Below are 7,095 nucleotides of genomic sequence, written 5' to 3' on the forward strand. Positions count from 1 at the left end.
CCGGTTCCCCCGGTTCATCGGCCGGTCGGCGGACATCGGCGACGTCCCGGCCCCGGCAGTCTCGGAGGTGTCACCCCCACCCCCGCCCCGAGGAGCCCGGACATGTCCAGCCCGACCGTGCCGACCACCCCCACCACACCGGCCGTCCCGACCCGGCCGACCGCGCCGGCGAGCCCGACCGTTCCCACCGGCCCGGCCGGATCATCGGGGCTGCGCCGGGTCGCGCCGGATCCCGCGCCGGCCGGCACGCCGGCGCCGTCCCGCCGGCGGACCGGCTGGTTCATCGCCGGCATCGCGCTGCTGGTGATCTCGGCCCTGCAGCTGATCCGGCTGCCCGAGTGGCTCACCTACGACGAGCACGGCCTCGTCGGGCATCTCACCTCGCTCGTCACCACGGTCGCGATCGGCTCGGCACTGATCCTCACCGCCCGCGCGCGGCGGGCCTGACCCGGCGGATCGACCCGGGCGGATCGACGGCCGACGCCCTGCTGTGGCCCGGAGGGGTGGCTGCAGCAGGATGGGGGCATGACGTTCCGCTCCCTGTACGCGCACGGGTTCGCCCGGGTCGCCGCCTGCACCGCCGACGTGTGGATCGCCGATCCGTCGCGCAATGCCGCCGGGATCGCCGACGTCGCCCGGCAGTGCTCCGACCAGGGGGTCGCCGTCGCACTCTTTCCCGAGTTGTCGCTCACCGGGTACGCCATCGACGACCTGCTCGGCCAGCAGGCCCTGCTCGACGCGGTCCAGGCGGCGCTGGGCGAGCTGGCGGCGGCCACCGCCGACCTGCTGCCGGTGATCGTCGTCGGTGCGCCGCTGAGGCAGCGGGACCGCCTGTTCAACACGGCCGTGGTGCTGCACCGAGGGGCGGTGCTGGGGGTGGTGCCCAAGATCCACCTGCCGACCTACCGGGAGTTCTACGAGCGGCGGCAGTTCGCGTCCGGCGACGGGGTCACCGGCCAGACGATCCGGGTCGCCGGGCGGGACGTGCCGTTCGGCACCGACCTGCTGTTCAGCGCCGCCGACGTGCCCGGGCTGACCGTCGGGGTGGAGATCTGCGAGGACATGTTCGTGCCGGTGCCGCCGTCGAGCGGGCTGGCCCTGGCCGGCGCGACGGTGCTGCTCAACCTGTCCGGCAGCCCGATCACCATCGGGCGGGCGGACACCCGCACGGCCCTGTGCCGGGCCCAGTCGATGCGCTGCCTGTCGGCCTACCTGTACGCGGCGGCCGGCCGCGGGGAATCGACGACCGACCTGAGCTGGGACGGGCAGACGTCGGTGTTCGAGAACGGCGCGCTGCTCGCGCAGGGGCCCCGGTTCGCCGAGGATCCCGTGGTGACCGTCGCCGACGTCGACCTCGACCGGCTGCGCCAGGAGCGGGCCCGGCAGGGCACCTTCGACGACAACCGGCGGGTGGTCGGCGGGATCGCGCCGCGCACGGTCGAGTTCACGCTCGACCCGCCGGCGGCCGACCTGGGCCTGCGCCGGGTGGTCGAGCGGTTCCCGTTCGTGCCGGCCGACCCGGACCGGCTGGCCCAGGACTGCTTCGAGGCCTACAACATCCAGGTCGACGGGCTGGTCCAGCGGTTGCGGGCGATCGGCACCCGGACCGTCGTCATCGGGGTGTCCGGCGGGCTCGACTCCACGCACGCGCTGATCGTCGCCGCGCGCGCGATGGACCTGCTGGGCTACCCGCGGACGAACATCCGCGGCTACACCATGCCCGGATTCGCGACCGGCACGTCGACCAAGGCCAATGCCTGGGCGCTGATGCGGTCGTTGGGGATCACGGCCGACGAGCTGGACATCCGGCCGGCCGCGCGGCAGATGCTGGCCGACCTGGACCACCCGTTCGGTCGCGGCGAGGAGGTGTACGACATCACCTTCGAGAACGTCCAGGCCGGCTTGCGCACCGACTACCTGTTCCGGCTGGCCAACCACCACCACGGCATCGTGCTCGGCACCGGCGACCTGTCCGAGCTGGCCCTGGGCTGGAGCACCTACGGGGTGGGCGACCAGATGTCGCACTACAACGTCAACGCCGGCGTGCCGAAAACCTTGATCCAGCACCTGATCCGGTGGGTGGCCGGGCTGGAGGACTTCTCCGACGACGTCGACGAGATCCTGCTGTCGATCCTGGGCACCGAGATCTCGCCCGAGCTGATCCCGGTCAAGGACGGCGAGGTGCCACAGAGCACCGAGAAGTCCGTCGGGCCCTACGAACTGCAGGACTTCAACCTGTTCTACACGCTGCGGTACGGGTTCCCGCCGTCCAAGATCGCCTTCCTGGCCTGGCACGCCTGGCACGACGTGGACGGCGGCCTGTGGCCGATCGGGTTCCCCCCGGAACGGCGGCGCGCCTACGATCTCGCACCGATCCGGCAGTGGCTCACCGTCTTCGTCAAGCGGTACTTCGGGTTCAGCCAGTTCAAGCGGTCGGCCATGCCCAACGGTCCCAAAGTGTCGGCGGGTGGCTCCCTCTCGCCGCGCGGGGACTGGCGGGCGCCGTCCGACGGCAACGCCGCGGTGTGGCTGGCCGAGCTGGAGCGCAACGTCCCCACCGAGTTGAGCTGAGCCGAGCGGAGCGGCGTCAGGCCGCGGGCCGGTCGCCGCGGGCGTCCAGCCAGACCTGGGCGACCCGGGACCGGTAGCCGGTGCCGACGGCCGGGTGGTCCGTGCGGTCGTACAGGTGGGTGAGCACCGGCCGGGCCAGATCGCGGTACCAGCGAGCATGCAGCCCGGCGGCGTCGCCCAGCACGCGCAGGTTCTCGATCATCGCCAGCAGCATGGCGGTGTTGGCATGCAGGCACAGATGGCCGGCGGCGCCGTTGGGTGTCGCGTTCGGCACGACCAGCGCGACGGTGTGGTCGCGCAGCGCGAGGAAGCCGCCCGGATCCTGCAGCGGGGACGACCGGTCGACCGGATCCTTGAACCCGGTGGCCAGGGCCGATGCCAGCACGCCCGGCGCGAGTTCGGCGTGGTGCCGGCCGGAGATCAGCACCGTCGTCGACACCGGCACCGGCCGGCAGGGCCGGCCGGCCGCGTCCCGCTGCCAGGCCGCGGGCAGCGCGGGCAGCGGCAGCCCGTTGCCGACCTGCCCGGCCGCGCCCGTCCACGCGGATCGCAGCACCGCCTGCAGCGTCGAGCCGAGCGGTTCCGGCTGCCGCCAGGAGTCCCCCGCGATCCGCAGTGTGGCCATCGTGGTGACGGCGAAGGGGTGCCAGATCAGCTCGGCGTCGACCTGCACCGGGGCCGCGCCCGCCGCGGGCGCGGCGAAGCCGATGCCGGGGATGGGCATCCGCAGCGGCACGAGCATCCCGACCATCGTGCGGGGCGGCAGGTTGCGGTAATCGGCCCCAAGCTGAAAGCGCCACAGCCGGTTGAAGTATCGCGACCAGGGTAGCGTCAGGCCGGCGGCCTGCCGGCCCTGCTGCGCCGCGACGATCGCGTCCAGATACCCGCGGCCGTCGACGACGGCGGTCGTCGTCGCGTCGTCTCCGACGACCCACCGGTAGGTGGCCAGCACCGACACGGTGAGGCTGTTCAACACCGCCGACCTCCGTTAGTCTGACGTCGATTTCATGTCGTGGGACCGCCGGCGATTGCCGGCGCCCTTCCTGACGTCGGGTGGCCGCCTCACGGGGCGGCCATCTCCGGAAGGTCCGGCGCCAGCATCAGCATCGACTCCGGCGGCCCGCTCCCGGCGAGGGCGGTCGTGGCCACGTCGACGACGCCCGGGCGGCCGGGATCGGCCCAGCGCACGGTGACCGGGTCGCGCTTCCAGACCTCCCAGCGGTGCAGCCGGATCCGGCCGGTGACCGTCCGGAAGTCATTGTCGTCGACCGCCGCGACGAAGGTGTCGCCGTCCGCCGCGGGGATCACGCAGACCATCGGCTGCCCCAGCATCGCCCGGTCGTCACCGTCCTGGAGCACGTACCGGCGCGCGGAGTCGACCGTGACCGGTCGCCGGCGCAGCAGCCGGTCCCGCCGGGCGATCCGCAGCAGCACCGTCGCCGCGGTGTCCCGGGTGCGGAACGTCTTGCGGCCCACCACCCACCACCATCGGACCCACCAGATCACCGCCACCACCACGCCGATGCCGACTCCGGTGACGAACAGCCAGATCGCGTCGGCGGTGCCGACCTCGTCCCGCAGGTTCAGCCGGAGGACGGACAGTGCAAGCAGGTAGACCAGCAGGCCCACCGGCACGATGAACAGCAGCGCCCCCGGGTCCTTGATGTCGACGGCCCCCGGGGCCGGCGGGCCCGGCAGCACCCGCCGCGTGACCTGGTAGGCCAGGAGGGCGACGGCACCGGGCAGCAGGAGCAGACCGGTGATCCCGAACGGGCTGAACAGGTCGAGCCCGAAGACGGTGAGGGTGACCGAGGCCTGCGTCGAGCCGACGACCACCGTCGCCGGCTCACCCGCCACGTCCGCCTCGGCAACGACGGCCACCTGCTGGCTGCCCGGCCGGACCCGGTCACCGGCCTGCAGGTCGGCCGTCGCGGTGATCAGCCCGCCGGGGGCGACCGGACCGAGGGAACGGTCGCCGGACTCGCCGGACTCGCAGCTCCCGCCCGGCGTGGACCGCCAGCACAGGCTCTGGCTGCCGAGCGTCCGCAGCCGGACGTCGGCCAGGTAGCGGGTGGTCGGGTTCGACACCTGCACGGTGACCGTCCCGGTCTGCCCGTCGGACAGATCGGCCGGCACCCCGATCAGGCTGACCCCGAGCGCGGGCAGCAGCGGCGGCACCGTGAGGGTCAGCGTCGTGACGGCGACGAACGGCACCGACCCGGCCGTGCCGGTGACCTGAACGGTCAGGGCGCCGCCGGCGAAGGTGCGGTCGGCCGCGAGGGGCAGCCGGACGCCGACGGACGCACCGGGAGCGACCGAGACGGGACCGGCCGCGGCCGGCTCGGCCACCGTCACACCGATCAGGTCGCCGACGGCCAAGGTGCCGGTCACCGGATCGGGGCCGGGATTGCGCAGGACCAGGACGGCGGTCGCGGTGGCGCCGGGGGCCAGGCTCACCGATTCCGGGCTCAGCTCGATCGTCGGCGGATCGGCCGCCGCCGTGGCCGTCCCGGCGAGGGTGGCCAGTAGCGCCAGCAGCATGACGGCGAGCACCCGGACGATCCGGCCGAGCTCGTCCCGCATGGTCCCTCCCCGCCGGCGGCCCGCCGACCCGACCCGTCCCGCCGACCAGGGCCGGCCCACCAGGTCCGGAGTTCCGATCGTCCCATTCCGGGCCCGATCCCGCCGCTCGAGCGGCCGGTGATTGCCTCCGGCGCTTGCCGGCCGGCGTTGGCCGTCCGGTCAGCCGCGGGCGAGCCCGCAACGGTGAGCGACGACGACGGCCTGCACCCGATCGCGGACGCCGAGCTTGGCCAGGATCCGCGCGACGTGGGTCTTGACGGTCGTCTCGGCCAGGAAGAGCTCCCCGGCGATCTCGGCATTGGAGCGGCCGTCGGCCAGGCAGCGCAGGACGTCCAGCTCGCGCCCGGTCAGCTCGGCCACGCCCGGCGGCGGCGGTTCCTGGTGGCCGACGTAGGAGTCGACGAGGCGGGCCATCACCGTCGGGCCGACCGTCGTCTCCCCGGCCACGCACTGATGCACGGCCCGGATCAGCGCCCGCGGCGGGGTGGTCTTGAGCAGGAACCCGGCGGCGCCGGCGCGCAACGCCTGCACCACGTAGTCGTCCAGGTCGAACATCGTCAGGATCAGCACCCGGACCGCGGGCCGGTCGGCGGTGATCCGTCGGGTCGCGGCAATGCCGTCCCCGCCGGGCATCTCGACGTCCATCAGGACCAGGTCGGGCCGGTGCTCGCGGCAGGCCCGGACCCCGGCCGGCCCGTCGGCGGCCTGCCCGACGACCTCGATCTCCGGGTCGCTGGTCAGCACGGTGACCAGACCGGCCCGCAGCAACTCGTTGTCGTCGACCACGACGACCCGGACCGTCATCCCGGCACCCGGTCGCCGAGGGGTGGGAGGGTGGCCTCCACCAGGTAGCCGCCACCCGTCGCCGGTCCGGCCCGGAGGGTGCCCCCGGCGAACCCGACCCGTTCGGCCAGCCCGATCAGCCCGTATCCGCGGCGGGTCCCGGCCTCACCGGGGCTCACGGCGGCGCCGCCGTCGAGCACGGTGATCCGCACGGGGCCGCCCGGGTCCGGGCCGGCGCCGCCGGGAGCCGTCCCGCCGTCGGGTGTGTCGCGACCGCCGGTCACGGTGATCTCCGCGGCCGCGCCCGCCCCGTGCCGGAGCACGTTGGTCAGCGATTCCTGCAGCACCCGGTAGGCCAGGTCGAGATGCTCGGCCGGGATCCGGTCGAGGCCGGCGACCCGGACCGGGGTGCCGGCCGCCCGGATCCGATCGACCAGCTCGTCCAGGTCCGCCGGCCGGCGGGATCGGGCGCTCCCGGCCGGGGGCAGCCGGTCGAGGTCGGCGAGCGTGGCCGTCGCGGTCGCGCAGATCAGGCGGAGCGCGCGACGGGTCGTGTCGGGGTCCGCGGGCCAGCTGACGTCGGCCGCCGCGGCCTGGACCGCGATGAGCCCGACCGCGTGCGAGACGATGTCGTGGATCTCCCGGGCGAACGCGGCACGCTCGGCCGCCAGCGCGGCGGCGGTGGCCGCGTCGACCTCGTCCTCGTGCCGCCGGGCCCGGTCCCGGGCCGTGGCGGCGCGGTTCCGCGCCCACCGGACGGCCCCACCGCCGGCCAGCGCGACGAGCATGATCAGCACCAGCAGGGCCGCGTTGTCCGGGTCCAGGCGCCAGGCCGAGAGGCCGGCGGCCACCACCAGGAACGCGGCGGCCGCCGCGTCCCGCCCGGTGGAGGTGGGCCGGACCGCGATCGTCCAGAGCACGCCGCCGACGGTCGCCAGGCACCAGAAGCCGCTGCCCACCGGGGCCGCGAAGGCCAGGGCGACCAGGTAGGTCAGGCCGACGGCCAGCGCGGCCGGCCCCGGGGCGGTGCGTCGACCGACGATCGCGGCGGCGGCCAGCCCGGTGAGCGCGACCGAGAGCCACCCGCGGGGCACGCCGTCCAGCATCGGGTAGGCGATCGCCTCGGTGACGGCCAGCGCGGTCACCCCGACGCCGATC

Annotated in this window: 6 protein-coding genes; 2 read left to right on the plus strand and 4 right to left on the minus strand. The window is 74.5% G+C overall.

Features of this window, described 5'->3' with window-relative positions; translation table 11 throughout:
• The first annotated feature begins 102 nt into the window (after nucleotides 1-102).
• Together ACOJUF_RS23820 and ACOJUF_RS23825 are read left to right on the plus strand one after the other, a co-directional pair.
• Complete coding sequence (locus tag ACOJUF_RS23820; protein ID WP_420124294.1) at nucleotides 103-447, plus strand: hypothetical protein; 345 nt, start codon at nucleotides 103-105, stop codon at nucleotides 445-447.
• Nucleotides 448-525: 78 nt separating this feature from the next.
• Nucleotides 526-2,571 (plus strand): NAD(+) synthase, encoded by a 2,046-nt coding sequence (locus ACOJUF_RS23825; protein ID WP_420124295.1) that lies wholly within the window; start codon nucleotides 526-528, stop codon nucleotides 2,569-2,571.
• A 16-nt stretch (nucleotides 2,572-2,587) separates the two neighbouring features.
• Here ACOJUF_RS23825 and ACOJUF_RS23830 read toward each other — a convergent pair whose 3' ends face one another.
• From ACOJUF_RS23830 to ACOJUF_RS23845, 4 genes are all read right to left on the minus strand, one after another.
• Nucleotides 2,588-3,547 (minus strand): hypothetical protein, encoded by a 960-nt coding sequence (locus ACOJUF_RS23830; RefSeq protein WP_420124296.1) that lies wholly within the window; start codon nucleotides 3,545-3,547, stop codon nucleotides 2,588-2,590.
• An 86-nt stretch (nucleotides 3,548-3,633) separates the two neighbouring features.
• Nucleotides 3,634-5,154, minus strand: a complete 1,521-nt coding sequence (locus ACOJUF_RS23835; RefSeq protein WP_420124297.1) for a hypothetical protein — start codon at nucleotides 5,152-5,154, stop codon at nucleotides 3,634-3,636.
• A gap of 159 nt (nucleotides 5,155-5,313) precedes the next feature.
• Nucleotides 5,314-5,958 carry a response regulator gene (locus ACOJUF_RS23840; protein WP_420124298.1) on the minus strand — a complete coding sequence of 215 codons (645 nt, stop codon included), beginning with the start codon at nucleotides 5,956-5,958 and terminating at the stop codon, nucleotides 5,314-5,316.
• Nucleotides 5,955-7,095, minus strand: a 1,141-nt coding sequence (locus tag ACOJUF_RS23845) for a sensor histidine kinase (protein ID WP_420124299.1), incomplete at its 5' end; no start/stop codon positions are given. The genes ACOJUF_RS23845 and ACOJUF_RS23840, both read right to left, overlap by 4 nt.

Source organism: Nakamurella sp. (genome assembly GCF_048594475.1).
In the GTDB taxonomy this organism is placed as follows: Bacteria; Actinomycetota; Actinomycetes; order Mycobacteriales; family Nakamurellaceae; genus Nakamurella.

What these genes read in the sequence shown, in the direction of transcription:
- ACOJUF_RS23820 (WP_420124294.1), top strand. Translation starts at nt 103, where the DNA reads ATGTCCAGCCCGACCGTGCCGACCACCCCCACCACACCGGCCGTCCCG.
- ACOJUF_RS23825 (WP_420124295.1), top strand. Translation starts at nt 526, where the DNA reads ATGACGTTCCGCTCCCTGTACGCGCACGGGTTCGCCCGGGTCGCCGCC.
- ACOJUF_RS23835 (WP_420124297.1), bottom strand. Translation starts at nt 5,154, where the DNA reads ATGCGGGACGAGCTCGGCCGGATCGTCCGGGTGCTCGCCGTCATGCTG.
- ACOJUF_RS23840 (WP_420124298.1), bottom strand. Translation starts at nt 5,958, where the DNA reads ATGACGGTCCGGGTCGTCGTGGTCGACGACAACGAGTTGCTGCGGGCC.